The 26,368-nt window shown below is 61.0% G+C and carries 26 protein-coding genes; 17 read left to right on the plus strand and 9 right to left on the minus strand.

Translation table 11 applies throughout. From position 1 onward, the window contains the following. Window positions 1–8 precede the first annotated feature (8 nt). The 3 genes from FFR93_RS30290 (at window position 9) to glpK (ending at window position 3,745) form a co-directional block, all read left to right on the plus strand. Complete coding sequence (locus FFR93_RS30290) at window positions 9–290, plus strand: DUF2160 domain-containing protein (RefSeq protein WP_064709984.1); 282 nt, start codon at window positions 9–11, stop codon at window positions 288–290. Between the two features lie 77 nt (window positions 291–367). After that, the gene (locus FFR93_RS30295; protein ID WP_064709983.1) at window positions 368–2,092 is read left to right on the plus strand and encodes an ABC transporter substrate-binding protein; all 1,725 of its coding nucleotides are present in this window, start codon (window positions 368–370) and stop codon (window positions 2,090–2,092) included. Window positions 2,093–2,242: 150 nt separating this feature from the next. Beyond that, window positions 2,243–3,745 (plus strand): glycerol kinase GlpK, encoded by a 1,503-nt coding sequence (gene glpK / locus FFR93_RS30300; protein WP_138395883.1) that lies wholly within the window; start codon window positions 2,243–2,245, stop codon window positions 3,743–3,745. A 24-nt stretch (window positions 3,746–3,769) separates the two neighbouring features. Here glpK and FFR93_RS30305 read toward each other — a convergent pair whose 3' ends face one another. From FFR93_RS30305 to FFR93_RS41070, 5 genes are all read right to left on the minus strand, one after another. Then, complete coding sequence (locus tag FFR93_RS30305; protein WP_138395884.1) at window positions 3,770–4,771, minus strand: ABC transporter permease; 1,002 nt, start codon at window positions 4,769–4,771, stop codon at window positions 3,770–3,772. 2 nt (window positions 4,772–4,773) lie between these two features. Beyond that, a complete protein-coding gene (locus FFR93_RS30310; protein ID WP_138395885.1) occupies window positions 4,774–5,793 on the minus strand; it encodes an ABC transporter permease in 1,020 nt (339 codons plus the stop codon). Next, window positions 5,783–7,333: a sugar ABC transporter ATP-binding protein gene (locus FFR93_RS30315; RefSeq protein ID WP_138395886.1), complete on the minus strand. Its 1,551-nt coding sequence runs from the start codon at window positions 7,331–7,333 to the stop codon at window positions 5,783–5,785. Before FFR93_RS30315 ends, FFR93_RS30310 begins: the two co-directional genes overlap by 11 nt. Window positions 7,334–7,400: 67 nt before the next feature. After that, entirely contained in the window at window positions 7,401–8,411 is a 1,011-nt protein-coding gene (locus FFR93_RS30320) for a sugar ABC transporter substrate-binding protein (protein WP_138395887.1), read from the minus strand. Window positions 8,412–8,611: 200 nt separating this feature from the next. After that, window positions 8,612–8,788 carry a hypothetical protein gene (locus tag FFR93_RS41070; RefSeq protein WP_171049278.1) on the minus strand — a complete coding sequence of 59 codons (177 nt, stop codon included), beginning with the start codon at window positions 8,786–8,788 and terminating at the stop codon, window positions 8,612–8,614. A 43-nt stretch (window positions 8,789–8,831) separates the two neighbouring features. Between FFR93_RS41070 and FFR93_RS30325 the strand changes: the two genes are divergently transcribed. From FFR93_RS30325 to FFR93_RS30355, 7 genes are all read left to right on the plus strand, one after another. Continuing rightward, window positions 8,832–9,695 carry an AraC family transcriptional regulator gene (locus FFR93_RS30325; RefSeq protein ID WP_138395888.1) on the plus strand — a complete coding sequence of 288 codons (864 nt, stop codon included), beginning with the start codon at window positions 8,832–8,834 and terminating at the stop codon, window positions 9,693–9,695. A gap of 107 nt (window positions 9,696–9,802) precedes the next feature. Beyond that, window positions 9,803–10,240, plus strand: coding sequence for a VOC family protein (locus FFR93_RS30330; protein ID WP_138395889.1), 438 nt, complete (start codon window positions 9,803–9,805; stop codon window positions 10,238–10,240). A gap of 55 nt (window positions 10,241–10,295) precedes the next feature. Further along, on the plus strand, window positions 10,296–11,342 hold the full coding sequence (locus FFR93_RS30335) for an ABC transporter substrate-binding protein (RefSeq protein ID WP_138395890.1): 1,047 nt from the start codon (window positions 10,296–10,298) through the stop codon (window positions 11,340–11,342). 8 nt (window positions 11,343–11,350) lie between these two features. Then, window positions 11,351–12,139 carry an ABC transporter ATP-binding protein gene (locus FFR93_RS30340; RefSeq protein WP_138395891.1) on the plus strand — a complete coding sequence of 263 codons (789 nt, stop codon included), beginning with the start codon at window positions 11,351–11,353 and terminating at the stop codon, window positions 12,137–12,139. Further along, window positions 12,136–12,906 (plus strand): ABC transporter permease, encoded by a 771-nt coding sequence (locus FFR93_RS30345; RefSeq protein ID WP_138395892.1) that lies wholly within the window; start codon window positions 12,136–12,138, stop codon window positions 12,904–12,906. Before FFR93_RS30340 ends, FFR93_RS30345 begins: the two co-directional genes overlap by 4 nt. A gap of 158 nt (window positions 12,907–13,064) precedes the next feature. After that, window positions 13,065–13,496 carry an antitoxin Xre-like helix-turn-helix domain-containing protein gene (locus FFR93_RS30350; protein WP_138395934.1) on the plus strand — a complete coding sequence of 144 codons (432 nt, stop codon included), beginning with the start codon at window positions 13,065–13,067 and terminating at the stop codon, window positions 13,494–13,496. Further along, window positions 13,493–13,975: an RES family NAD+ phosphorylase gene (locus FFR93_RS30355; RefSeq protein WP_138395893.1), complete on the plus strand. Its 483-nt coding sequence runs from the start codon at window positions 13,493–13,495 to the stop codon at window positions 13,973–13,975. Before FFR93_RS30350 ends, FFR93_RS30355 begins: the two co-directional genes overlap by 4 nt. 46 nt (window positions 13,976–14,021) lie before the next feature. On the opposite strand, the gene pdxA is transcribed toward FFR93_RS30355, so the two are convergent. The 4 genes from pdxA to FFR93_RS30375 form a co-directional block, all read right to left on the minus strand. Then, window positions 14,022–15,008, minus strand: a complete 987-nt coding sequence (gene pdxA / locus FFR93_RS30360; RefSeq protein WP_138395894.1) for a 4-hydroxythreonine-4-phosphate dehydrogenase PdxA — start codon at window positions 15,006–15,008, stop codon at window positions 14,022–14,024. A 27-nt stretch (window positions 15,009–15,035) separates the two neighbouring features. Then, entirely contained in the window at window positions 15,036–16,169 is a 1,134-nt protein-coding gene (locus FFR93_RS30365) for an iron-containing alcohol dehydrogenase (protein WP_138395895.1), read from the minus strand. A 243-nt stretch (window positions 16,170–16,412) separates the two neighbouring features. Continuing rightward, window positions 16,413–17,597 carry an exo-alpha-sialidase gene (locus FFR93_RS30370; protein ID WP_138395896.1) on the minus strand — a complete coding sequence of 395 codons (1,185 nt, stop codon included), beginning with the start codon at window positions 17,595–17,597 and terminating at the stop codon, window positions 16,413–16,415. A 9-nt stretch (window positions 17,598–17,606) separates the two neighbouring features. Continuing rightward, a complete protein-coding gene (locus FFR93_RS30375) occupies window positions 17,607–18,512 on the minus strand; it encodes a dihydrodipicolinate synthase family protein (protein WP_138395897.1) in 906 nt (301 codons plus the stop codon). A 276-nt stretch (window positions 18,513–18,788) separates the two neighbouring features. On the opposite strand from FFR93_RS30375, the gene FFR93_RS30380 reads away from it, so the two are divergent. The 7 genes from FFR93_RS30380 (at window position 18,789) to FFR93_RS30410 (ending at window position 26,320) form a co-directional block, all read left to right on the plus strand. Continuing rightward, window positions 18,789–20,423 carry an ABC transporter substrate-binding protein gene (locus tag FFR93_RS30380; protein WP_138395898.1) on the plus strand — a complete coding sequence of 545 codons (1,635 nt, stop codon included), beginning with the start codon at window positions 18,789–18,791 and terminating at the stop codon, window positions 20,421–20,423. A gap of 135 nt (window positions 20,424–20,558) precedes the next feature. Next, a complete protein-coding gene (locus FFR93_RS30385) occupies window positions 20,559–21,515 on the plus strand; it encodes an ABC transporter permease (protein WP_138395899.1) in 957 nt (318 codons plus the stop codon). 2 nt (window positions 21,516–21,517) lie between these two features. Continuing rightward, window positions 21,518–22,477, plus strand: coding sequence for an ABC transporter permease (locus FFR93_RS30390; protein ID WP_138395900.1), 960 nt, complete (start codon window positions 21,518–21,520; stop codon window positions 22,475–22,477). Then, a complete protein-coding gene (locus FFR93_RS30395) occupies window positions 22,474–23,481 on the plus strand; it encodes an ABC transporter ATP-binding protein (RefSeq protein ID WP_171049279.1) in 1,008 nt (335 codons plus the stop codon). The genes FFR93_RS30390 and FFR93_RS30395 overlap by 4 nt, the downstream gene beginning before the upstream one ends. Then, window positions 23,481–24,473, plus strand: a complete 993-nt coding sequence (locus FFR93_RS30400; RefSeq protein ID WP_138395902.1) for an oligopeptide/dipeptide ABC transporter ATP-binding protein — start codon at window positions 23,481–23,483, stop codon at window positions 24,471–24,473. Before FFR93_RS30395 ends, FFR93_RS30400 begins: the two co-directional genes overlap by 1 nt. Then, window positions 24,470–25,534: a four-carbon acid sugar kinase family protein gene (locus FFR93_RS30405; RefSeq protein WP_064709974.1), complete on the plus strand. Its 1,065-nt coding sequence runs from the start codon at window positions 24,470–24,472 to the stop codon at window positions 25,532–25,534. Before FFR93_RS30400 ends, FFR93_RS30405 begins: the two co-directional genes overlap by 4 nt. Window positions 25,535–25,555: 21 nt before the next feature. After that, window positions 25,556–26,320: a FadR/GntR family transcriptional regulator gene (locus FFR93_RS30410; protein ID WP_064709973.1), complete on the plus strand. Its 765-nt coding sequence runs from the start codon at window positions 25,556–25,558 to the stop codon at window positions 26,318–26,320. The last annotated feature ends 48 nt before the right edge of the window (window positions 26,321–26,368 follow it).

Raw genomic sequence — 26,368 nt, forward strand, 5'->3', positions numbered from 1 at the left:
AGACCGCAATGACATTTTCCTGGATGGCATGGACGCTGCCGACGGCGCTGTTCTTCCTGACGATCCTGGCGCTTCTGATCGCGATGAGCGGCTGGGAATATTTTTCGCCGGGCGGCTCGCCGCGCACAGGCGTGCTGCGTTTCGAGACGACGCGCGGCGACCGGCTTTTCATTTCGCTGCTGGGCAGCGCTTTCATTCATCTTGCATGGCTTGGGCTCGCTGGGCCCAACCTGTGGTGGGCTCTTGCCATTTCCGTAGTCTACGCCATCGGCGTGTTCCGCTACGTGTGACGGCAAGGAGAAGACAGATGGCCGGGGTACTGGCCGCCTGAGACGTGACTGCAATCGCAAACCCTTGGGAGGATATTATGCGACGGCACTTATTGACGACGACAGCATGCTTGCTGCTGGCGATGACAGGTTCGGCCTATGCCGGCATGGACGAGGCGAAGACCTTCCTCGACAAGGAAGTCGGCGACCTCTCGACGCTTCCCCGCGCCGACCAGGAAAAGGAAATGCAGTGGTTCGTCGATGCAGCGAAACCCTTCGCCGGCATGGACATCAAGGTCGTTTCCGAAACGATCGCGACCCACGAATATGAATCCAAGGTGCTGGCCCCGGCTTTCACCGCCATCACCGGCATCAAGATCACCCATGACCTGATCGGCGAAGGCGATGTCGTGGAAAAGCTGCAGACTCAGATGCAGTCGGGCGAAAACATCTATGACGCCTACATCAACGATAGCGACCTGATTGGCACCCATTGGCGCTATCAGCAGGCCCGCTCGCTGACCGACTGGATGGCCAATGAAGGCAAGGACGTCACCAATCCGGGCATCGACATCGACGACTTCATCGGCAAGTCCTTCACCACGGCCCCGGACGGCAAGCTCTACCAGCTGCCGGACCAGCAGTTCGCGAACCTCTACTGGTTCCGCTATGACTGGTTCAATGACGAGAAGAACAAGGCGGACTTCAAGGCGAAGTACGGCTACGATCTCGGCGTGCCGGTCAACTGGTCGGCCTATGAGGACATCGCCGAGTTCTTCACGGGCCGCGAAGTCGACGGCAAGAAGGTCTATGGCCACATGGACTACGGCAAGAAGGACCCATCGCTCGGCTGGCGCTTCACCGACGCCTGGTTGTCGATGGCCGGCAATGGCGACAAGGGCATCCCGAACGGCAAGCCGGTCGACGAATGGGGTATCAAGGTCGACGAGAACTCCCGTCCTGTCGGTTCGTGCGTCGCGCGCGGTGGCGACACCAACGGTCCGGCCGCGGTCTATTCCATCCAGAAGTATCTAGACTGGATGAAGGCCTATGCACCGGCTGCCGCTCAGGGTATGACCTTCTCCGAATCCGGGCCGGTCCCCTCGCAGGGCGAGATCGCGCAGCAGATGTTCACCTACACGGCCTTCACCGCCGACTTCGTCAAGGAAGGCCTGCCGGTCGTCAATGCGGACGGCACGCCTAAATGGCGCTTCGCACCGAGCCCGCATGGCGTCTACTGGAAGGATGGCATGAAGCTCGGCTATCAGGATGCCGGATCGTGGACGCTGATGAAGTCCACGCCAGACGATCGCGCCAAGGCCGCCTGGCTCTATGCCCAGTTCGTCACATCGAAGACCGTCGACGTGAAGAAGAGCCATGTCGGCCTGACCTTCATCCGCCAGTCCACGCTCGATCATAAGTCCTTTACCGACCGCGCACCGAAGCTCGGGGGCCTCGTCGAATTCTATCGTTCGCCGGCCCGCCTGCAGTGGTCGCCGACCGGTACGAACGTTCCTGACTATCCGAAGCTCGCGCAGCTCTGGTGGCAGGCGATTGGTGACGCCTCCTCCGGCGCCAAGACGGCTCAGGCAGCAATGGACTCGCTTTGCGCCGAACAGGAAAAGGTGCTGCAGCGCCTGGAACGCGCCAAGGTCCAGGGCGATATCGGTCCGAAGCTCGCCGAAGAGCACGATCTTGAATATTGGAACAAGGACGCCGTCGCGAAGGGCAACCTTGCACCGCAGCTGAAGATCGAAAACGAGAAGGACAAGCCGATCACTGTCAACTACGACGAACTCGTCAAGAGCTGGCAGAAGAACTAAGGCGGACCCTGCCGGAAGCGACGAGGCTTCCGGCCATCACTTCCCGCCACCGGCGATTAGCCGGTGGCACCCCACAATCTTTCTCTCACAAATTATCCGCGCCCTGCCGCCCGGCGGCAGGGACCGGTTTCGTGCGAGCTGGAGACGGTTATGAGCGGCTACATTCTTTCGATCGATCAAGGCACGACGTCCTCGCGCGCGATCATCTTCGATGGCGACATGAAAATGGCCGGCTCGGCCCAGGCGGAAATCACCCAATATTATCCGCAGCCCGGCTGGGTGGAGCATGACGCCGCCGAAATCTGGCAGTCCGTCATCGATACCGTGCGAGGGGCAATCGCCGATGCCCGCTTGGACGCCGACGCAATCGCTGCGATCGGCATCACCAATCAGCGCGAGACGGCGGTCGTCTGGGATCGCCGCTCCGGAACACCGCTTCACCGCGCGATCGTCTGGCAGGATAGGCGCACGGCCGAAATGTGCGAGAGCCTGAAGGCCGACGGATATGAGAAGTTGTTCAGCGCCAAGACCGGCCTGCTGCTCGATCCCTATTTCTCAGGAACGAAGCTGCGCTGGCTGCTCGATAATGTGGATGGCCTGCGCGAAATGGCGGAGGCGGGCGAAGTCTGCTTCGGCACGATCGACAGTTGGCTGATCTACAAGCTGACTGATGGTCGCGTGCATGCCACCGATGCGACCAATGCGTCGCGGACGCTGCTCTACAATATCGACGACGGCGCGTGGGACGAGGAGCTTCTCGGCATTCTCGGCATCCCGGCCGTCATGCTTCCCGAGGTGAAGGAATGCGCCGATGATTTCGGCCAGGTGGACGAGGCGTTGTTCGGCGCCCCGCTCCCGATCTTCGGTGTGGCAGGCGACCAGCAGGCGGCGGCGGTGGGCAATGCCTGCTTCGAGCCAGGCATGATGAAATCCACTTACGGCACCGGCTGCTTTGCCCTGCTCAATACCGGCAGGGACCGTGTTTCCTCTTCCAACCGCATGCTGACGACGATTGCCTGCCGGCTCGACGGCGAAACGACCTATGCGCTTGAAGGCTCGATCTTCATCGCCGGTGCCGCCGTCCAATGGCTGCGCGATGGGCTCGGCATCATAAACCAGGCCTCCGAGGCGGGGGGGCTTGCGACCAAGGCCGACCCCGGACAGCAGGTCTATATCGTTCCCGCTTTCACCGGTCTCGGCGCGCCCTATTGGGACCCGGCCGCGCGCGGCGCAATTTTCGGCCTGACGCGCAACAGCGGCCCGGCGGAGTTTGCCCGCGCCGTGCTTGAATCCGTCGCCTATCAGACGCTCGACCTGCTGGTGGCCATGAAAAAGGACTGGGGCGCAAACCAGTTGGAAACCGTGCTGCGCGTGGATGGCGGCATGGCAGCGTCGGATTGGACGATGCAGTGCCTGGCCGACATCACCGGAAATCCCGTCGATCGCTCGGCGATCCGCGAGACGACGGCGCTCGGAGCCGCCTGGCTTGCCGGCTCGAAAGCCGGCATCTGGCCGGGCAAAGGGGAGTTTGCGCAGGCTTGGGCCTGCGATCGCCGCTTCAGCCCTTCGATGGAAGAGACCGAGCGGCAGGCCAAGATCATCGGTTGGAAGAATGCCGTGTCACGGATGATCTCGGATACAGCGGCGGGCTGACCTATTCCGCGGATACTGCAGCTCTCACGCGCGGGTGGCGGCTTTCCTGTTGATGAAGCTCAGGGCGAGCACGACAAAAATCAGCGTGCCTGTCCCGACCTGCTGCCAGTAGAAATTCAAATCGGTCAGCAGGAGGCCGTTGGCGACGATGCTGAGCAGCAGCACGCCGAGGACGGTGCCGCCGACGTTCGGCCGCCCGAGCGGGCTGAGCGTCGTGCCGATAAAGGTCGCGCCGATGGCGTTCAGCAGGAAGGCGTTGCCAGAGGAGGGGATGTAGACGTTAACGGTCGCCGTCAGGATCAAGCCGGCGACAGCCGCGATCAACCCGACGATGACGAAGGTTGCGGCGATATGGGCCGATGCAGCGATGCCGGAATAGCGCACGACCGCCGGCTGGATGCCGATCGACAGGATGACGCGGCCGAAGCGCGTGCGGGCAAAGACGACCGCGGCGGCGGCTATGATGAGGATTGCGGCCGCAAGCGGCACCGGAAAGCCGGCGATCGTGCCGTGGCCGAGAAAGCGGAAGGCTTCCGGCACGCCGCTCGGCGGCAGGTAGACAGGGTTGCCGCCATTGGTCAACAATTGCTGCACGCTTCGGCCGATGAACAGCGTGCCGAGCGTTGCAAGGAAGGGAGAGACGCCGATCCCTGAGATCAGAAGCGCGTTAAAGGCACCGACGAGTGCTCCTGCCGCCAGTCCGGCAAGGGCCGCAACCGCCACCGGCTGACCCGCCAGCACGAGGGAGACGAAGGCGAAACTGGCAAAATCCATTGCCGTTCCCACAGAGAGATCGATGCCGCCCGAGGAGACGGCGAAGGTCATGGCGATGGATACGATGGCAAGCAGCGTAAAATTGTTGACCAGGATGCTCTGAAGGTTGGCGAGCGTCAGAAATGTCGGCGTTGCCGCGGAGAAGATGGCGGACACCGCCACGAGCGCCAGAATGAGCCCGTAACGCACCACGCCGGCAGCGATGAGCCGCGGCAAGTCGGTGAAGGCTGATGTTGAAGTCAGCAGCGACATGATCAAGCCTCCTGCCGGCGCAACAGGGTGGTCGCTGAGACCACGATGAGAATGAGCGCGCCCTGGACGCCACTGACCAGCGTGCTCGAAATGTTGAGCAGCTGGAAGCCATTTGTGAGGAAACCGACCAGCAGGGCCGAGAGGAAAGTGCCGGTGATCGTGGGAACCAGCCGGCGCGAAAAGACCGAGCCGAGCAGAGCGGTGACGACGACGGGCAACAGCATCTCCCCGGAGCCGGTCGTGCTGCCGCTCAGATAAGAGACGCTCAAGGTACCGGCGATCCCGCCGGACACGCCGCTGGCGACAAATGCGCTTGATAGTAGCCGGCGAAGCGGCAGGCCGGCGGCGCGCGCCGCATCGGGGAACTCGCCGACGGCATAAAGGCGCAGGCCAACCGGCGTGTATTGGACGATAGCCGTTGCAAGTGCCGTGAAACCGAGAAGCACGTAGGCAAGAACGGGCAGGCCTAAGGGACCGGACGCCGAAAGCGCCGAGAGGAAGGGCGTTGAGGCCGGCAGCACGGTATTCTGGGTCAGCACCAGTTCGAGGCCGGCGACGACGTTCATCACGGCAAGTGTAGCAAGCAACGGCACGATGCCGGCATAGACGACGGCAATGGCATTGACGGTGCCGATCAGCGCCCCTGTCCCAATTGCCGCCGAGATCGCCGCCGCGTCGCCGTAGCCGAGTTGGGTCAAGGTGGCGTAGACGGCGGCGCTGAGACCCATATTGGCCGCGAGCGAGAGATCGATGCCGCCGGTGACGACATTGGAGCCACCGGCAATCAAAACAACCGTCAGCCCGATGGCGAGCACGCCTGAAATCGCGGATTGACCAAGCACATTGCCGATATTGCCGACACTGAGGAAATAAGGGGCTGTGAGCGAGAAGACGATGAGAATGGCTGCAAAAGCGATCAATGATCCGAAGCGCAGCGCCGCAGCCGCGATGGTGCCGGTCGGCCGCAGAGGCGGTTCTATTGCCGATAAGCCGGCAGGTGCGAATTCCACTTCAGCCGACATGGCGCTGTCCCTCCGACGATCCGGTCGATTCCGCCAGCACGGCATCCGCAGAGGTCTCCGACGAGATGAATTCCCGCACCACGCGACCGCGGAAGAGCACGAGGATGCGATCCGTGATGCCGATGAGTTCTGGCAGATCCGAAGACAGTACGATGACGCCGGCGCCCCGCGCCGCGAGTTCGCCGATCAGCGTGTAGATCTCAACTTTAGAGCCGATATCGACGCCGACCGTCGGCTCGTCGAGGAGATAGATCTCCGAGTGCCGGCTGAGCCACTTGGCGATCGCCACCTTCTGCTGGTTGCCGCCCGAGAGTGTACGCAAAAGCGCGTTCCGCCCGCTGGTCTTCACCTGAAGCCGCGTGATCAGGGCATCGACTTCGCGCCGTTCGCGCTTGCGGTCGAGAAAGCCGAAACGCGAGAGGCGGCCGAGGCTTGAAAGGCTGGTATTTTCCGCGACACTGAGATCGAGCGCAACGCCGTGGCGGCGGCGATCCTCTGGCACCAGCGCGACCTCATGGCCGGCCGCCTGCGTTGGATTGGTAAGACGGGCCGGTTTGCCGTTTATTTCGACGCGGCCGGAAGATGGCGTCTCCAGACCGAAGAGAGCTCGCACCAACTCTTTTGCGCCGGAGCCGAGCAGGCCGGTGAGGCCGAGCACCTCGCCACGGCGAAGCGAGAAACTGATGTCGCTGTATTTTCCCGGCGCCGACAGCTGCTCGACCTTGAACATCTCTTCGCCGGGCCTAACCTCAGGCTTCGGAAACATCTCCTTGATATCCCGCTCGACCATCAGCCGGGCGATCGCTGCGGCCGAAGTCTCGCCGATCGGCGCCGAAGCGACATCAAGTCCGTTGCGCAGCACCGTGACGTGGTCGCAGAGCTCCTCGATTTCGTTCAGGTAGTGCGAGATGTAGATTATGGTCACGCCTTCATCGCGCAGTCGGCGGATCAACCGGAAGAGGATGTCGGCCTCGCGGCGCACCAGGGCCGCCGTCGGCTCATCGAAGACGAGCACCTTCGGCTGGTTGAGCAGGGCGCGGGTGATCTGCACGATCTGCTTTTCGGCGGTCGACAATTCGCCGATCAGGGCAGCGTTTGGCAAGCGGACGCCGAAATAGTCGTTGAGGATCTCGGAGGCGTGGCGCTGCATCAGCCGCCGGTCGAGGAAAGGCGTGCCCGATATGTGCGGTTCTCGGCCGAGAAACAGCGCTTCGCCGACGGTGAAGGTCGGCACTAGCAACCGGTCCTGGTGAATGAAGTGAATGCCGAGCTCTACGGCAAGATGCGGCGTCAGCCTTTCGAACGTCTGTCCTTCGATCTCGATCCGCCCGTCATCCGGCTGATGGACGCCGGCAAGGAGCTTGATCAGCGTCGACTTACCGGCGCCATTCTGCCCGACGAGACCATGGATGGTCCCGCGCCTGACGATCAGCGACGCTCCTGCCAACGCCTGTGCGCCGCCAAAACGTTTGACGATGCCTTCGAAGCGGATGATGTCGTCTCGCGCCGTCACCGGCTGCTTCAAGGAAATGGCAGTCATGCAATCCATCCCGACGTGGTGCCAATAGTGAGCGGTCCGGCACGGCCGGACCGTCCATCAGACTGCGTCAGCCAATGCCGAGTTTCTTGGTGACTTCGCCGACATTCAGCTTATTGGCCAGAAGTGCGGGAACGTAGGTCTCGCGCGGCAGCGTTTGGCCGGCGAGTAGCTTGACGACGTTGCGGATGGCGGTGCGGCCGATTTCAGCTGGCTGCTGCGCGACATCGGCGCCAGCAGGCGAATTCGGATCTGCGATGAGCTGCAGCACTTCGGGGCTGCCATCGACGCCATAGGTGCGGATTTCGGTCCGCCCTGCTGCCGTCAGCGCCTGAGTCGCGCCGAGCTGGGGAATGTCCCAGGCCGACCAAATTGCCTTGATTGATCCCTTTTCCGGATATTTGTTGAGGATCGCCGTGATCTGGGTGAAAGCGTCCTGTACCGTATTCGGGATGACGTCGCGCAGTTCCGGCTGGAGGATCTTCACCTTGGGGAAATATTTGACGACGTTGACCAGCTGGTCGTAGCGGATTGCGCAGGGGGTCACGCCATAGAAGCCGTTGAAGACCACGATATTTCCTTCGCCGCCGATATCGGAGACGAGCTGCAGCGCTAGGTCTTTGCCGATGCCCCAATTGTCTGATGTGGTATTGTTGATCGAATTGGTTGAGCCGACGTCGACGGTCAGAACCGGGATGCCGGCATCACGCGCCTTCTTCAGCCAGGGATCGATGACGCTCAGCGTGCCGAGGATCTGAACGATCGCATCTGGCTTCTGAGCGATCAGCGTCTGGAGCTGCGAGACCAGCTTGCCGTCGTTGCGCCCGGCATCGACGGCGATCGGCTCGCCGCCGAGGCGCTTCACCTCTTCTATCTGGGCATTGTAGGCCTGCAGGTCGAAGAAGTGATCGGTCCCGGTGGCGCTGATGGCAATGCGCTTGCCTTTCAGCGACAGCTCTTCGGCCGCAAAAACCGGCTTCTGCCCGATGAGCGAAGCACCGGCGAAGGCAACCCCGGCCGCGGCGGACAGTTTCAACAGGTCTCGTCTTCCGAGACTGCTTCCGGATTTTTCGATGGTCATTCCCACTCTCCAAATTGATGTTGTCTATAAATTAAGTGTACTAATAGGAATGGGGAGAAACGAATTTCCAAAAAGACCATCTCCGAGAAAAAGAGTGGATGGAGCAAAAGCGCATACCTGGCTGCGGTTTGCCGTGGCCGGGAATGATTTCGGATGCCGCGCGCTGTTGAGAGCGATCCGATGGGTCTGCAGCCACCCGATCAGGAAGAAGCATGCATTGCATAATTCTTGCGCATGCGACCAAATTTGCTGATGATGAACGCCTGCCAGGTCGTGGTGCCGTGTGGCATGACAGCGGGCAGAAAATCACGATTTAAATGGGCACGGTCGGGTTTTATCCCACGACGTCGATATCCAGCGCGACGCTTGGCTTCCATTTGGCGCGCAACTTGCCTCTTCCCTGCCAGGGAGAATGAAACAATGCCCGATATCGACCCGCAGATTTTTTCAATTAGCCGGCCATCCCTTGGAGGCTACAAGGCCTTCGTCCAACGCGACATGATTGTTGAGACCTATCGCAGCGCTGCGGGACAGATGGTTTCCAAGGGCTCGCTTCACAGAATCTCGATCAACCGTACGGCGCACGGAAAATATGCCTATCGGCTTGGAAGCGGGGCGTTCCGCAAAGTTGAAAGGCCGCCGTTCACCCTGGGATTTCAACCGGCTGCCACGGTCCTTGAAGTCGAGGGCGATGCGGCGGATTACATCTCGATCTTCCAGTCGCCTGCGCTCTACAGCAGCCTCGGGGGCTCTCGCTTCGATCCGGAGCATTGGGATAGTGATGCACTGAGCGCGACGACTGATCCGACAACGCTGCAGGTTGCACTTTCTCTTGCATTTGCAGTCGAGAAGACCGGGCGCGACGATCTGCTTTTGATGCAGCATCTGGGAATGGCACTTGCCTGTTGCGTTGTAAAACTGCTGGGCGCCAGACCTGAGGCCGGCGATCGTCCGCTGACATCGGAAAATCTCCGGCGCGTGATCGATTACATCGAGAACCTGCTTGGCAAATCCGATCTGAGTGTGGAGGAGCTGGCCGGTGTGGCCCATATGAGCCCCTTTCACTTCAGCCGGGAATTCAAACGGGCGGCGGGCGTGGCGCCGCATCGCTTCGTCCTCGAACGCAGGATCGAGCGGGCGCGACTTTATCTCGCCGATGGCAAGGAGACGCTTGCAAGCATCGCTTACGCTACAGGCTTTTCCAGCCAAGCGCATTTCTCCAGCGTCTTTCGCCGCCTGATGGGGGCGACACCGAAGGAATACCGGCGTTCGGTCCGTCTTTGAGTCGGCGCCCGCGGACGGCGAATCAGCAATTTTGCGAAAGATAATCGCACGAATTTGAAATCCCTTGAGACTGTTGTCTGCGAGGCTTTTCCCATCAGGAGGCCTGTATGACCGCTTTTGCCCAAATCAATCCGATTACCGACATCTGTTTTTTGGTCGAGGATATCGAAAGAGCGTCTGCCTTCTATGTCGAGCGGCTTGGCTTCAGACCGCGCCGCCGCGCTCTCGGCTTTGCCGATTTCAAAGGCGCGGGTGTGACGCTGGCGCTCTGGGAGATCGCGCATATCGCCGAGAATACCGGTGTCTCAAGCCGCCGGGCTCCTCCGGGCGTGCACAAGGCCTGCGCGGCCATCGAGCTTGCCTCGCCAGAGCAGGTCGATGCTGCCTATGCGGAGCTGAAAGCCGCCGGCGTGCTCTTCCACGCGCCGCCGCAGAATTACGTCTGGAATGCGCGATGCTGCTATTTCGCCGACCCGGACGACAATCTCTGGGAGATCTATGCGTGGTCGGAAGGCGGCCCGGTCGGCGACATCGACTCGCGATAACCAGCATAGCGGCCCAGCCAGCCGTTCGGCAAACCAACTAGGGGAAGGTAAGCAAATGAACGGGTATGACAAACAAATCATGGTCGGCAGGCGTAGCGTCCTGAAGGGTGGAGCCTTCGCCCTCGCCGCGGCGACGGCGGGGATCAGCGTGTTCGTACCGCGTCATTCGAACGCCGCCGCATCCAAAGTCGTCATCAAATACGATTGGTTGATGAGCAATGGACAGATCGGCGATATCGTTGCCGCCAAGCAAGGCCTGTTTGAGGCCGAGGGTCTCGACGTCGAGTTCTCCCCTGGCGGTCCCAATTCGGCAACGGTGCCGCCTGTGATCACGGGTGATGCGCAGCTCGGTCAATTCTCGGATTCGGCGCAGCTTCTTCTTGCCCGGTCATCCGGCGTGCCGATCAAGATCTTCGCCTGCGGTTTCCGCACGGCGCCTTTCGCCTTCTATTCGCTGCCCAAGGCGCCGATCCGCACCGTCAAGGATATGGTCGGCAAGCGTATCGGCATCCAGCCGACGGCCCGTTACGTGCTCGATGCCATCCTCCTGAAGAACAATATCGATCCCTCGAGCCTGGCCATTTCCAATATTGGGTTCGACATGACGCCGCTGCTGACCGGCCAGGTCGATGCGGTCACCGGATGGATCACCAACACGCAGGCCCTTTCCGTCATCGGCCCCGACCGCATCGATCTGATGATGAAGCACACGGGCCTGCCATCCTACGCCAATGTCTATTTCGCCACCGACGATGCCGTGAACGGCCACGCCGAGACGCTGGCAAAGGTGCTGCGTGCCGTCGCCAAGGGTTGGGCCTGGACGCATGAACATCCCGAGGAGGCGGTGAAATTGACGGTGGCGGCCTATCCGCAGCTCGATCTTGCCGCAGAACTGAAGACGGTGCCGCGCATATTGTCGCTGAGCTTCGACGCAGAGACCGGCAGGGACGGCTGGGGCAGCTTCGATCCAGCCGCTCTCGCCGAGCAGATTTCCGTCTACGACAAGATCGGCCAGTTCAAGAGCGGCGCGCCGAAGCTGGAGGATTGCTATACGACTGAGATATTGGATATGACCGCGGGTGACCGCCCAAAGATTGCGTGAGAGCGGATTTGCCTGAAGCAGTGGCCATCGAAACCAAGAATCTGGCGGTCGGCTATGCCGGCGCCGTCGAGACGACCCGCATTCTTTCCGGCGTCGACCTCAGCGTCGGCAGGGGCGAGTTTCTGACCATTCTCGGCCCTTCCGGTTGCGGCAAGTCGACCTTCTTGCGTGCGGTGGCAGATCTTCTTCCGCCCCTTGACGGGCGGTTGTCGGTGCTCGGCAGGACTGCCTCGGAGGCGCGCCGGGGGCGCGAGGTCGCCTTCGTCTTTCAGGACGCAACGCTGTTACCCTGGCGGACCGTGCGGGAGAATGTCGCGCTGCCGCTGCAGGTGGGTAAGAAGAGCATCTCGCGATCGGTCGATCCGCGGCCCGACCATTGGATCGAGCTGGTCGGCCTGTCGCATCTGGCCGACCGCTATCCGCATCAATTGTCCGGCGGACAACGCCAGCGCGTCGCCATAGCGCGCGCGCTTCAATGCGAGCCGGATATCCTGCTCATGGACGAACCCTTCGGTGCGCTCGACGAAATCACCCGCGAACGACTGAACGATGAGCTTCTTGACGTCTGGCGCCGGACCGGCACGACCATCCTGTTCGTGACCCACAGCGTCGTCGAGGCGATCTATCTCGGCGGACGCGTGCTGGTCCTGGCCGCCAATCCGGGCCGCGTCCAGGCGCTGATCGACCTAAAACCGCTGAAAGACGAGCGCGGCCTCTGTCGGCGCGAGAGCCTCGATGTCCAGGAGACCGCCGCCCATCTGCGGGGATTGCTGCAGGAGGGGAGTGCGGCTGCATGACGCACCGTCCGTTGTCCCTCACAGAGGCAATCGGCCTTCCCGTTATCGGCGCCTTTTCGCTGCTCCTAGCCTGGCAATGGCTGGTACCGGCGCTCGGTGTTCCCAGTTATATCGTTCCAACGCCGCTGGCGATCATGCGTACTCTTGGCATCGAATGGCGCTTCATGCTGTCGAACGCCGTCCCCACGTGGGGCGAGGCGGGCCTCGGCTTCCTCCTGGGCAATAGTCTCGCCGTGATACTGGCGGTTGCCTTTGTCTATAATCCGCGGTTCCAGGCCGCCTATTTTCCCGTTGTCCTGCTCTTCAACACGATTCCGGTGCTGGCGCTCGCGCCGATCATCATTCTCATCTTTGGCCTCGGCATGCTCCCCAAGGTCATTATCGCCGCTCTCATATGCTTCTTCCCAACCCTGGTGAATACCGCCCGGGGCCTCAATCTGGCTACTGTAAGCGAGCTTGAGCTGATGCATGTTCTTTCGGCGAGTGGGTGGGAAACGTTCTGGCGCCTGCGCGCGCCACGGTCCGCCCCATTGCTGTTTGCGTCGCTGCGCATTTCAGCAACCACCTGTGTGATCGGCGCGATCGTCGGGGAGTGGATCGGCTCTAACCAGGGGCTGGGCGCTGTCATCATTCAGTCGACGTTCAACTATCAGGCGGAAAGGCTCTTTGCCGCCGTCGTGCTCGCTTCTCTCTCCGGCATCGTCTTTTTTGCCGTTGTTGCCCAGATCGAGCGGATTTTCCGTTGGCTGCATCAGGGGCAAAGCTGAGGCCCCGGCACGAGCGAACGCCGCCTGGGCAAACGGGAGCCGGCCGGAACGGCGGCGGCGCGGCAATCCGCCGCTATCGAAGATAAGCCGGATCGGCGCTATTGAACATTGGCTCACTTGAGACCAAATATAACCTCAAGTGAAAAGGACCCATGATTATGGTGGGATTTGCTGTCGTGGCCGATGTTCTGGGACTGCCCGCCCGGGAGCCGGCATCACGTTCGGCCTTCGGCCTGCTCTCCAGTATCGAGGAAGGATTGCCGGTCAAGGCGCTCGATCGCATGGCCCTGCTTCTGGCGCCTGATGATATCCAGTTCAAATACCGCCTCGTTCCGAAGGCCACCTACGAGCGGCGCAAGTCCAAGCATCGGCTCTCCTCCGACGAGGGCATAAAGCTCGCCCGTGTCGCGCGAGTCTGGAGCCTGGCGTTGGACGTCTGGCAGACCGAAGACGAGGCGCGTAATTTTCTATTTCGGCCGCATGCGATGCTGGAGGACAGGCGGCCGATCGACCTCGTTATCCAGAGCGAAATCGGCGGCGAACTCGTTCTCGATATCCTCGGAAGCCTGAAATACGGCAGCGCTGCGTGAGCGCGCAACGCCTGGACCGCACGCTGACATCCGTCCGCATCGGTGATCCTGACGGAACCTATCCGATCTTCGACGCCACTGGCTCGACCATTGCGCCGGGGCGGTGGAATACGGCAGGCAGCCCGATCATCTATACGAGCGAACACTATTCGACGGCGCTTCTCGAAAAGCTCGTCCATGGCAGCGGGCGGCTGCCGCCCAACCAGCACTATGTTACCATCACCATACCGCGCGGGGTCGGCTACGAGGTTTTCTCCGAGCCCGCGCTGCCGGGCTGGGACAGCATGCCGGCAGCCGTCAGCCAGGAATTCGGTGAAGGCTGGTGTCAGGAGAAGCGTAGCGCCATCCTGCTGGTGCCGAGCGTCGTCGCCCGCGTCGACCGCAACGTTCTGATCAATCCGGCGCATCCGGAATTCGCCTCGATCACGGCGAGTCTACACGAGCCTGTCTTCTGGGATCGTCGTCTGTTCGGGATTTAACGCGGCAACCGCGAATGTTTCCCGCGGGTGCCTCCGTGAGTCCGGATCAGGTCCTTTGGCGCGGCGAGCGCGCCATCAGCCGGGCATAGGCAATAGCCGACAGCATGTTGACGTGATTTGCTTTGCCGGTGCCGGCGATATCGAAGGCGGTGCCGTGATCGACCGAGACGCGGTCGATCGGCAGGCCGAGCGAGACGTTGACGGCCGTCTCGAAGGCGACCAGCTTGATCGGGATATGGCCCTGATCGTGATACTGGGCGATGACCAGGTCGAAGGCGCCGTTATAGGCGCGTGCGAAGACTGTGTCGGCGGAGATCGGGCCGACAACGTCAATGCCCTTTGCCTGCGCTTGCTCGACGGCCGGCGCCAGGAATTCCATGTCCTCGGTGCCGAACAGGCCATTCTCGCCGCAATGCGGATTGAGGCCGGCGACGGCAATGCGCGCTTTCTTGCCGAGGCGGAGCAAATGTCTGTGGCCGGCTTCGATGGTCGCCAGCACGCGCTCTGTCTTGGCGCGTTCGATCGCGCCCTTCAGCGAGATATGGGTCGAGACGTGAATGGTATTCAGCCGTTCGGAGGCGAGCAGCATGAACGAGCTCTTTGAGCCTGTGAGGTGCGCGAGAAGCCCGGTATGGCCGTCATGGTGATGGCCGGCAAGGTTCATCGCTTCCTTGTTGATCGGGGCGGTGACGATGACATCGGCTTGTCCCGACATGGCGAGGTCTACGGCGCGGGTGATGTAGCGCACCGAGGCATCGCCGGCGACGGGGCTGACTTTGCCGATTTCGGGTAGAGCGGCGCCGAGCGGAACTTCGTCGACTGCGATCGTATTTCCGTCCTCAGAGGCGGAGGGGCCGAAACCCAGGCCGACGCCGGTCGCGCGTGCTGCCCGTTCCAGTGCTTCGCCATTGCCGACGATGACGAAGTCGCGTCGCTCATCTGTTGGCAATGCCGCCAGTGCCTTCACGATCACCTCCGGGCCAACGCCAGCTGGATCGCCGAGGGTTACTGCAACTTTTGCATTTCTGTCCATCGGTCAGTTCCTCTTGAAAGCGCGGCCTCAATAGGCTGCTTCGTAGATCGAGCGTATGTCAGTGCGCGTCAACTCGCGCGGATTATTATCCAGGAGCCTGCGGATGGCGAAAGCGTCGTCGGCCATGGCGTCGAGATCGTTTTTAGCCACGCCGAGGCCGGACAAGGTCATCTCGATGCCGAGCTCGGCGCAGAACGCGTAGGCCGCATCGAAAACCGATTTTACGGTTTCGGACGTGTCGTAACCGAGCGCCTCCATGATCGCCTTCGTCTTTTCCGGCACGGCCGGCGTGTTGAAAGCAAGAACATGTGGGAAGATCAGCGCATTTGCGGCTCCATGCGCGACATGCCACCGGGTGCCAAGCGGGTAGGCGAGGGCATGGCCGCCCGCCGTATTGACCGGACCGAGGCAGAAACCGCCATAGAGGGATGCAAGCGAAAGGCCGGCGCGGGCTTCGGCATCCGAGCCGTCGCGGACGGCTCGCGGAAGATATTTGCCGACAAGCCGCGTTCCTTCGATCGCGTACATGTCAATCATTGGATGCGCCTTTCGATTGGTGAAGGCCTCAACGCAGTGTGCCATCGCATCGACGCCGGTTGCGGCAGTGGTGCGGGCCGGGACGGAAAAAGTCAGCGACGGATCGATGACGGCGATATCGGCGAGCATATGAAGGCTCTCGACCGCAAGTTTCGCCTTAGTTTCGGGATCGGTGACCAGCGCGCGAATGCCGGCCTCGCTGCCCGTGCCCGATGTCGTCGGCACTTGGGCGAGCGCTGCTTTTCTCGATCCCTGAACCTTGTTCGGGCCAACAACTTCGCGAAGTGTCTGCTCAGAGCCGGCAAGCACGGCAGCGAGCTTGGCAAGATCCATGGCGCTGCCGCCGCCGAAGCCGACGATCAGATCTGCTTGCGCAGCTTCGGCCGCTGCAAGCACCTTGTCGAGATTCGCAATATCCGGCTCGGGCGTCACATCCGAAAAAATCGAAACCTCGCCATCCAGCCGCAAGACATCTATGCGTGCGGCATTGAAGGCGTCCGAGATAACCAGCGTTCTGGAATAGCCCTTGCTGGTGGCCCAGGCCCCGAGCCGCCCGGCGGCCCCAACACCGAATTCAATCAGATGTGGCCGAACAACGGTAACAGGTGAATCCAAGCTGACCATATTAGGTCCTCCGAGCGTGACGGTCAGGGCCGCCAACGATTTACATTTGTTACGCCGCCGATAGCGAGACCCAGCCTTGGTCTTTCCTGCTTGACGAACAGGTCCGTCGCAACGTACCGGTGCTTTCGCAAACTGCTCGGCGCGCTTACCAACCCACCTTGCGAAGGGTTCGTCCGAGGTCCGCACGGAAGCGCCGATTTCGCAGACCGCCGCTTGCCACACTTCTCCCTATTGCACTGCGCTCTATGCAATGGACCCCAATGGAAGACGGACATATTTGATGGCGCGCCGGTAATAGGTATAGGCGACGTGAAGCGCGCCGTCCGGCCCTTGGGTGATTGAGGGATAGGAGAATTCGCGGTTCAGCAGGTCTTTCGAGTTGTTGCTCAAACAGTATCCGTCGCCTGTGTCCAGGTCGAGCTTACGCTCGAAGTGCGCACCTTCATCGATGGACACTGCGAGGCTTAACGGCGCGCGCGGAACACCCCATACCGCTTTTCTGGCGGTTGCAACGGAAGTCTCCGAAACAGGCGCACCGGTAGCTTCCACCTCGTCATAAAGTGATTGGCGTCGGGCGTCATGGGAAGCAGCGCTGCTGTGGTTGTAAACCATCGCGATCCTTCGGTCTCGGAGATTTATGGCCTGGATCGAGGAATTGTTGTTGGGCAAATCGATCGGCTTTGGCGTGCTCCAGGTTTCGCCCTGATTTGTAGACAAAGAAGAGTGGATATTCTCCGCATAGCGATCACGGAAGAAGGCGACCATCCTGTCGTCTTCGAGCGGCACGATATTCATGTGAACCGCGCCCAGACTGTTGTCTATCTCTTTAGTCTGCCAAGTTTTTCCTCCATCGCCTGAGATCATAACGCCTGCCGTGTCCGCGTCGCCACTCCAGCGCCGACCGGGCAGGCTGCCGCAGCGAAAGATAGGAAGCAGCCATTCACCCTTACCATTGACCACAATCTGCTGGCGTACGAAGGTGCCAGGCAGGTCGCAAAGGATTGAGGGCGGAGCAAAACTCTTTCCGCCATCCTGCGAGACCCGGCATTTGACAACTGCGCCGTCCTGATCGCCAGATGTCTGGGAAGTATAGAGCAACCAGACCCGACCATCCGGCGCATTGAAAATCAAGGGATTCTGCTCGGACTTTGCCGGATCGTCAGACATCTTCTCCGGTTCGGTCCAGCGCTCTGCATCGGGTGCCAGCCGCGACATGTAAATCGAGATGTCGCCCATGCCTTCCATTGTACCGCCGAACCAGACGCACGTAAGCGTGCCATCGGCCAGAAAAGCGAGATTGGCAGCGTGGTTCTGAACGCAGGGGGAGGGTAGATAAGCATCAAAGCGGCCGGTCTGCGCGATATTTGCCCTAAGGACACCGTCCATCAGCGACGGAACTTCTTCGGGTTTTAGGCCTGTCGATTGCATGTTACCTCCTTAAGGCAGTTTTGCGTAACGGTCGGCGAGCGCCGCATATTCAGCATCATTGAGTGGTACGAGCGGCGGGCGTGTGCGCCGCCAACCGACGTTGCCGGTCTTCAGGCCGATCATGGCCTTGATCGTCGGGATTTGGACATAAGAGTTCGACAGGGTACGGAAGGCATTGATGCGTGCCTGCGCGGTCTCGACTTCTACGCTCCTTGTCGCGTCATGAACGTTGTCGTAAACGGTGCGCAGCGAATCGGCGACGAGGTTCGAGGTGGCGGTAACGCAACCGGCGCCGCCCGCCTTCAGCAGCGGCAGCAGCAGCGGATCTGCGCCGCAGAGTACAGAGAAGCCGGGGCAGGCTGCTACGATCGCCTGCATATTGTTGAAATCGCCTGCAGAATCCTTGATGCCGACGACTGTTTCCGGGAATGCTTCGACCAGCCGGCTGATAAGCGAAATGGAAAGTGGAACGCCCGAAACCTGCGGAATATGATAGAGTATCACCTGAAGCCTGCTATCGCCGATCTTCTCCAGAATCTGCGCATAGGCGGCGAAAAGCCCTTCGTCGGACACGCCCTTGTAGTAGGAGGGCGGTAGCATAACCACTCTGGAAACGCCGAGCGAAAGCGCATGCTTCGTCAGTTCGACTGTCTCGGGAATGGCGACGACGCCGGTGCCCGGCAAGAGCTTATCGGCGGAAATGCCGGCTTCAAGAGCCGCTTCGAGGATTGTGCGGCGTTCGGTGAGAGAGAAGGAGTTGGCTTCGCCTGTCGTTCCGAGCAGTGCCACTCCGTGGCATCCTTCTTCGATCAGCCGCTGGCAATGTTCAGTAAAGATTGCGAGATCGGGGCTGCCATCGGCGTTGAGAGGGGTGGCTGCGGCGCTGTAGACGCCTGTAATCTTGTAATTGTTCAAGACATCCTCCTCGTCGAACTGGGCCTTCCTGGCATGTTCCTCGCCCTTGTATTCATCTGAGTGTTGCCTGGTTGTCAATCTGACAAATTTTGCTTTTGCTTTGTTTATGCAGCAAGTGCCTGAATACAATAGATAAAAATTTTCGTTTCGTCGATATGTCGGCTTTATACAAGATTTTTCATTGACATGTTTACATTATGAAGTGATTGTCTGAACTCTGCCGCGCAGCTTCGGGGAGGTCTTTCGAAAGGGCGCGCTATTTGCCAGGAGGAGCAAATGACATTTGGTAATGAGCAAGATTTTTCGCAGATTTCCCGTCGTAACGCGCTCAAGCTCGGGCTTGCGGCCGGCGTCGGCTTCTCGCTCTTCGGTGCGAGCGCTCGCATCGTCATGGCGCAGGACGGTCAGGTCCTGAAGGCTATCAACCCAGCCTTCGACCAGGATTGGTCGCCATTGCGCGGCGGCGGCAGAACCTTCCGTTGGAACTCGTTCTGGTGGGCGTCGCCAATGTATTTCGACGCCGAGGGCAAAATCCAACCCTACGTCTTCACGAGCTGGGACTCGCCGGACAAGAAGGTGTGGACGTTCAAAATCAACCCGAAGGCAGTTTTTTCCGATGGCAGCAAAATCACCTCGGCCGATGTCAAAGGCTCGTGGGAGGTTTGCACCATGCCCAGCACCAAAAACCAGCGCGTCGATCAGGTGTTGAGCAAGGTTGCCGGTTATAAGGAAGTCTCCGCCGGCTCCGCAAACGAGTTGACCGGCGTTTCGACGCCTGATGAATCCACTGTCGTCTGCACGCTGGCGGAAGCCGACCCCATCTTCTTCATGCGCCTTGCCAACCACATTGTGCCGATCACCAAAGCTGCCCAGTCGCGCGGCAACGATGGTGAGGAAGTGGCCGACTGGTACAAGGCTGACAATGGTGCCGTCTATTCCGGACCCTTTAAGCTGACCGCGCTCGATATCGACGCCGGCACGGTGACTTTCGAGCCCAACGAGAATTTCTTCGGGCCGAAGCCGAAGCTCGCCCGTGTTGAGATCAGCTCGATCGAAGACAATGTCACCGCGACCTCACTTATCGCATCCGGCGAATACAACGTTCATACCGAGCTCGTCACTTCGACGATCATTCAGGATCTCGGTCCGGAATTTTCTGCCGGTCCGATCATCCCAACCAGCCAGCATTTCTGGTTCAATACTTCTCGCGCACCGATGGACGATCCCAAGGTTCGCCAGGCCCTGATCATGGCGGTCGATCGCGAGGGCCTGTTCAAGGCGTCTTATCCGGATGGTCCACACAAGAAGGCCGACCAGATCCTGAACTCGGTTCCGGGTGCCGACAATTCCGGCTTCGAGCCCTATCCTTATGACCCGGCGGCGGCCAAGAAGCTGCTTGCTGAATCAAGCTATGGCGGACCGGATCGTCTTCCCAAGCTTATGTTTGTCGGGATTTCGGGGCCGGCCATCCAGGCTGCTGCGCAGTTCATCGCCGAACAATGGCGACAGAACCTTGGCATAACGTCTGTCGACATGAAGCCACAGCAGGATGGCGGACCGAACCAGAACGCGGTGCAGATTTTGCGAGATGACGTCGGCACACGCGTTCCCGATGCCGCCTCCTATCTCACCGGCTGCATCGCCTCGACCTCGTCCCACGCCCAGAACAAACTCGGCAACTACAAGAACGATAAGGTAGACAGCCTGCTTGCAGAAGCTGCAACCAAGGCTGTCGACGATCCGGATCGCGTGAGGCTCGCGCAGGAAGCCCAGAAGGCGTTCCGCGACGATTGGGTGTTTATTCCGTGGTATTCTCAGGCCATGTCCCGCTGGGCGAGCAAGGAGGTCAAGGCCATGGAGAAGAACCTCGACTGGCAGGTCGTCGCTCCCTGGGACGTATCGATCGGCTGATTGGGAGTCTTAGCCAATTCTCGATAGCTCAAGCAACCGCGCGAAGGCCGCGAGGTCTTCGCGCAAGTTCAAGAAGGGTAAGCGCGATCCGCACAGCTTGCGGAAAACGCTCCTGATAAAAGGTGGGAGGTGGTCTTGCTACGTTATGTGCTCACGCGGTTTGCCATCTGGATTCCGTCCGTTCTGGTCGTGATGATGGCCGTTTACGCGATGGCTTTCTACGGTGCGGGCGATCCGATCAAGCTGATCTTTCTTCGTGCGCCGGGCGACGTCGCTTATAATCCGGAGCGTATCGAAGCGATCCGAGAAAGTGCTGGCCTCAACGATCCTTTCATCGAGCAGTTCGGCTACTACGTCTGGAACTTGCTGCACGGTCAGTTCGGCAACTCGCTGATGTCGGGCCGTTCCGTCTGGGCAATGGTTTCGGCCGCGGCACCCGTTTCCTTCAAGCTGGCGCTCTGTTCCATCATCCTGACGACTGTCGTTGCGATCCCGCTCGGCATGGTCGCTGCCCTGAACCAGAACAACCGCGTCGACTACACGATCACCGGTACCGCGCTTTTCCTCTGGGCGATCCCGGCCTATGTAGCTGGTCCGCTGCTGATGGTCGGTCTCATCGTGCTGCTGCCGATGATCAGGGTGCCCTATGGCTGGGGCGGCGTCTTTGACGTGCGTATCATTCTGCCACTGGTCGTGCTTTCCTTCCAGCCGATCGCGCTCATCGTGCGCCAGACGCGCGCCGCAGTCATCGAGGTGCTTTCGGAGGACTTCGTGCGGACGGCGCGGGCCAAGGGCGTTCCTGAGATAGTCGTGGCCTTGCGCCACATCCTGCGCCCGGTGCTGACGCCCGTTGTGACCCAGCTGGGTCTGATCATGATCGCCATTGTCAACGGGGCGATCTTCGTGGAGCTTGTTTTCGGTCTTCCAGGTCTCGGGCGCCTGACGGTGCAGGCACTCACCAATTCCGATTATCCTGTCATCCTGGCGATTACCCTGATCGGGTCGTTCCTTGTCATGGCATCGAACCTCCTGGTCGATGTGCTCTATCCGCTGCTTGATCCGCGCGCTAACGATGCAAGAAGGAGCCGCTGACCATGTCCGCCATCCCCCTCTCTCCCGTCGCACCTCAGGAAGAAGCGCCCGTCAGCCTGTGGCGTGACGCGTGGTACCGCCTGAAGCGCAACAAGCTTGCGATCTTCGGCCTGATCGTTGTTGCCATCCTGGCCTTAACCGCGATCTTCGGTCCTTACCTGACGCCCTACGACTATCTAACGCAGGATCTGCAGGCGAGAAACGCTGCTCCTTCGCTGCACCACCCGTTCGGCACCGACGATCTCGGCCGCGACGTCTTCAGTCGCATCGTCTTCGGTACGCGCACGGCCTTCCTCGTCGCAGTCATCGTCACCGTCATCGCGGTCTTCATCGGCACGGTGCTCGGCGCCGTCGCCGGCTTTTTCGGCAATCCTTTCGACCAGGTCATCATGTGGCTGACGGATGTGACGATGTCGGTTCCGAATCTACTTCTCGTCGTCGTCATCAATGCATCGCTGAAGACGCCCATCACTAGGTGGATGGAGGCGCAGTATCTTGCGACGCTCAACCCCTTCTACCGACAGACGATCTGGGTGGATTTCATCCTGGTCTTCGGATCGATGGCGCTGATCTCCTGGCCGCCCTATGCACGCCTCGTGCGCGCTCAGGTGCTGTCGATCCGCAGCCGTCCTTATATCACGGCCGCCCAGGCGCTCGGCCTATCGAACTGGATCATCATCAAGCGCTACGTCGTGCCGAATGCGATTGGACCTCTGATCGTCTCGGTCAGCGCCGGCCTCGGCACAGCGATGGTGCTGGAAAGCGCCTTCAGCTTCCTCGGTGTGGGCGTCAATCCCCCGACGCCAAGCTGGGGCAACATGATCTCGGACGGCCTGCGCGTCTGGCAGCATTATCCGCATCTTCTTGCCGCTCCGGCGGCGGTGCTCGGCCTCGCTTCGGTTGCCTTCAGCTTCCTCGGCGATGGCCTTAATGACGCACTCAATCCGCGAGGCGGCAAATGATGAACGCGACAAGCAATGAACGTCTGCTGGACGTGAAGGATCTTACCATCGAGATCGATTCGCGCCGCGGCCCCGCCGTCGTCGTCGATGGCATAGATCTCTACGTCAACAAGGGTGAAACGCTCGGCGTTGTCGGTGAATCCGGCTGCGGCAAGAGCCTGACCATGCTCAGTCTGATGCGGCTGCTGCCAAACAAGATCAAGGTGACCAGGGGCTCGGCCAAGTTTGATGGACGCGACTTGCGGAATATGTCGAACAGCGAGCTGCGCAAGGTGCGCGGCGGCGATATCGGTTTCGTCTTCCAGGACCCGATGACCTCGCTCAATCCGGTCATGCGTGTCGGCGACCAGATCTGCGAGCCGCTGATCTATCATCGCAAGATGAAAAAGGCCGAGGCCCGAGTCCGCGCTGTCGAACTCCTGCGGCTCGTCGGCATTCCCGGGCCCGAAGAGCGCCTACAGGCGTTTCCGCACGAGCTTTCCGGCGGAATGCGCCAGCGCGTGATGATCGCGATCGGCCTTGCCTGCAATCCCAAACTCCTCATCGCCGACGAGCCGACGACGGCGCTCGACGTTACCATTCAGGCCCAGATCGTCGATCTCGTGAAGGATCTGCGCGCCAAACTCGGCATGTCGGTCGTCTGGATCACCCATGATCTGGCGCTGATCGCCGGCCTCGTCGACCGCGTCGCCGTGCTCTATGCCGGTACGGTCGTCGAGGACGCGCCCGTCGACGAACTCTACGCCCGCCCGAGCCATCCCTATACGCGGGGTCTGCTGTCCTCGATCCCGAAATTGTCGGATCCGCCGGCAAGCCGGCTGAGCTCGATCGGCGGCACGCCGCCGGAGCCCGGCCGCCGGCCGAAGGGCTGCCCCTTTGCGCCGCGCTGCCCGCTCGCTGAGACGATCTGTCACGAGAACGTGCCGCGGCTCGAACCTTTGAGCGGCAGCAGCAAACATCGCGCCGCCTGTTTCGTCGTCCAGAGAATGCAGGAGGCCGCGTGATGACTGCTCAACCGCTGCTCAGGGTCGAAAACCTGGTCAAGCATTTCCACGTCAAGCTCGGTGCTTTCGGCGAACGCTCGGCGACTGTCTATGCGCTCGACAACGTCGATCTCGACATCATGGAAGGCGAGACGCTGAGCCTCGTCGGAGAATCCGGCTGCGGCAAATCGACGACAGGCTTCACCATTCTCAACCTCTACAAGGCGACCAGCGGCAAGGTCGTCTACAAGGGCCAGGATCTGGCAAGCCTCGACGAGAAGCAGATGCGGCCCTTCCGCCGCGACCTGCAGATCGTCTTCCAGGATCCCTATTCGACCCTCAATCCACGCATGACGGTGGGCGAAGCGATCGGCGAGCCGATGCTCTTTCATAAGCTCTGCACCAAGGCCGAGCTGAAGGAGAGGGTGGCGGCTCTGCTCACCGATGTCGGCCTGCCCACACGCTTTGCCCAGCGTTACCCGCATGAGCTTTCCGGCGGCCAGCGCCAGCGCGTCGTCATCGCTCGGGCGCTGGCCTGCCAGCCGAAATTCATCGTCTGCGACGAGGCGATCTCCGCGCTCGACGTGTCGATCCAGGCGCAGATCATCAACCTCCTGCTCGATCTGCAGGAAAAATACGGGCTGACCTACCTCTTCATCGCCCATGATCTGGCGGTCGTGCGCCATATCAGCACCCGAGTCGGCGTCATGTACCTCGGGCGGCTTGCCGAACTCGCGACCCGCGAGGAGCTCTTCGACAATCCGCTGCATCCCTACACCAAGGCGCTGCTGTCGGCCGTTCCGGAGACCGATCCGGAACTCGAGCGCACCCGTCAGCGCCAGATCCTGCAGGGCGACGTGCCGAGCCCACTGAACCCGCCGTCGGGCTGCCGTTTCCACACCCGCTGCCCGATCGCCATGGATGTCTGCAGCAAGGTCATTCCCGCCTGGAAGAAAGCCCGGCCCGGCCACCTCGTCGCCTGCCACGCCGTCAACCCGGGCCAGATCGCATGACACTGCAGGCCGCGATCATCGCCGACGATCTGACGGGCGCGCTGGATACCGGCACGCCCTTCGTCGCGGCCGGCCTTTCGGTCGCTGTCGCCGTCGATGTCGGGGCAGCGCAGGATGCGGTCGCCACCGGCTGTGAGGTCGTCGTCATCAACACCGCCTCTCGTGCCCTTGGTGCGCGCCAAGCCGCCGAAAGGGTGCGATCGGTGGCCAAGGTGTTTCGCGACATGAAGCCGGCAGTCGTCATGAAGAAGATCGACTCCCGGCTGAAGGGCAATGTCGCGGCGGAAAGCCTGGCGCTCGCGGATGTGTTCGGTCTGAAGAATATCCTTGTGGCGCCCGCCATTCCCGATCAGGAGCGCCTGACCTACCGGGGCTGTGTCGTTGGCCGAGGGATCAACAAGCCGCTGCCAGTTGCCGATCTGTTCGAGGGCCTCGCGGACAATGTCGTCGTTGCCGATGCCGAGGACGATGCTGATCTCGATCAGATCGTCGAGGGTCATGTCTGGCTGACGACGCTCGGCGTCGGTGCGCGCGGCCTCGGTGCGGCATTCGCCCGCCAGCTCGGCGGAAGCGGGCGACGGCCGACAAGGGAATTTACCGCCACTCCGCGCACGCTGTTCGCCTTCGGCTCGCGCGATCCGATCACGGCCGTCCAGATGAACCGGCTCGAAGCCTCGGGCGCCTTGCGCATGGTAGTGGATGCGCCGATGGGGCAGATCGAATGCGGGGAGGGCTTGGCGCTGCCGGTGCTGTTGCGCTGCACCGGCAATATGACGGCGGATGCGGCACTTGTTGCCCGTGACTTTGCGGCGGGCGTCAAAACGCTGATCGACGATACGAGGCCCGAGATGCTGATGCTTGGCGGCGGCGATACGGCGCTTGCAGTTTTCCAGGCGCTTGATGTGAGGGTGCTCACGCCACAGGGCGAGATCGAGGCCGGCATTCCGTGGTTCGATGTCATGGCCGCCGATGGGCGGCATTTTCGGTGTGCCGTCAAGTCGGGGGGCTTCGGCAAGCCCGATAGTTTGTTAAAACTGGTTCTTCGGAATCAGGCGGCATGAGATACCGTCGGGGAGAATGACGTGGTTGAAGCGAATGGCGAATCTTTGAACGCGGAAGCCGGCCCGCCGGGCAAGCCCGAGCGCGGCAAGGCCGTCAAGCTGGTCGATCGTGTCTTCGACCAGCTGCTCGAGCGGATCCGCGGCGGAAACTATCCGCCGGATTCACGTCTTCCCGGCGAACATGAACTTGCCTCGATGCTCGGAGTTTCCCGACCGATCGTGCGCGATGCGCTGGGGCGCCTGCGCGATCAGGGCATCGTCTACGCCCGGCAGGGGGCCGGCACCTTCGTCAGCGCCCATGGATCGCCGACAGCACAGCTTGCCTATTCGCCTGTTAAAACCATTGCCGATATTCAGCGCTGCTACGAATTCCGCCTGACCATCGAACCGGCGGCCGCTTATTTCGCTGCAAAGCGCCGCAATGAGCAGGCGATCCAGAAGATCGCCAGCGCCCTTGCCGACCTGCGCGAGGCGACCAGCCATCAGCTGCACCGCACCGACGCCGACTTCATCTTCCATCGCGCCGTGACCGAGGCTGCCAACAACCACTATTACACAGCCTCCATCGATGCGCTGAAGGCGCATATCGCCGTCGGCATGCATCTCCATGGTCTTTCCCTGCTCGGCCCGCGCCAAGGGTTGGAACAGGTCTATGAAGAGCATAACGCCATCTACAAGGCGATCGCCGATGGCCGGGCTGATGATGCACAACGGCTGATGAAGGCACATCTCGAAGGCTCCCGCGACCGTCTGTTCGAGGGCAGGGTGCTGGATCTTTCCTTCTGAGACGCCTTCGGGGCTGACTTAACAATTCGTACCGGTGAGACAATCTCG

It is taken from the genome of Rhizobium sp. MHM7A (genome assembly GCF_005862215.1).
In the GTDB taxonomy this organism is placed as follows: Bacteria; Pseudomonadota; Alphaproteobacteria; order Rhizobiales; family Rhizobiaceae; genus Rhizobium; species Rhizobium bangladeshense.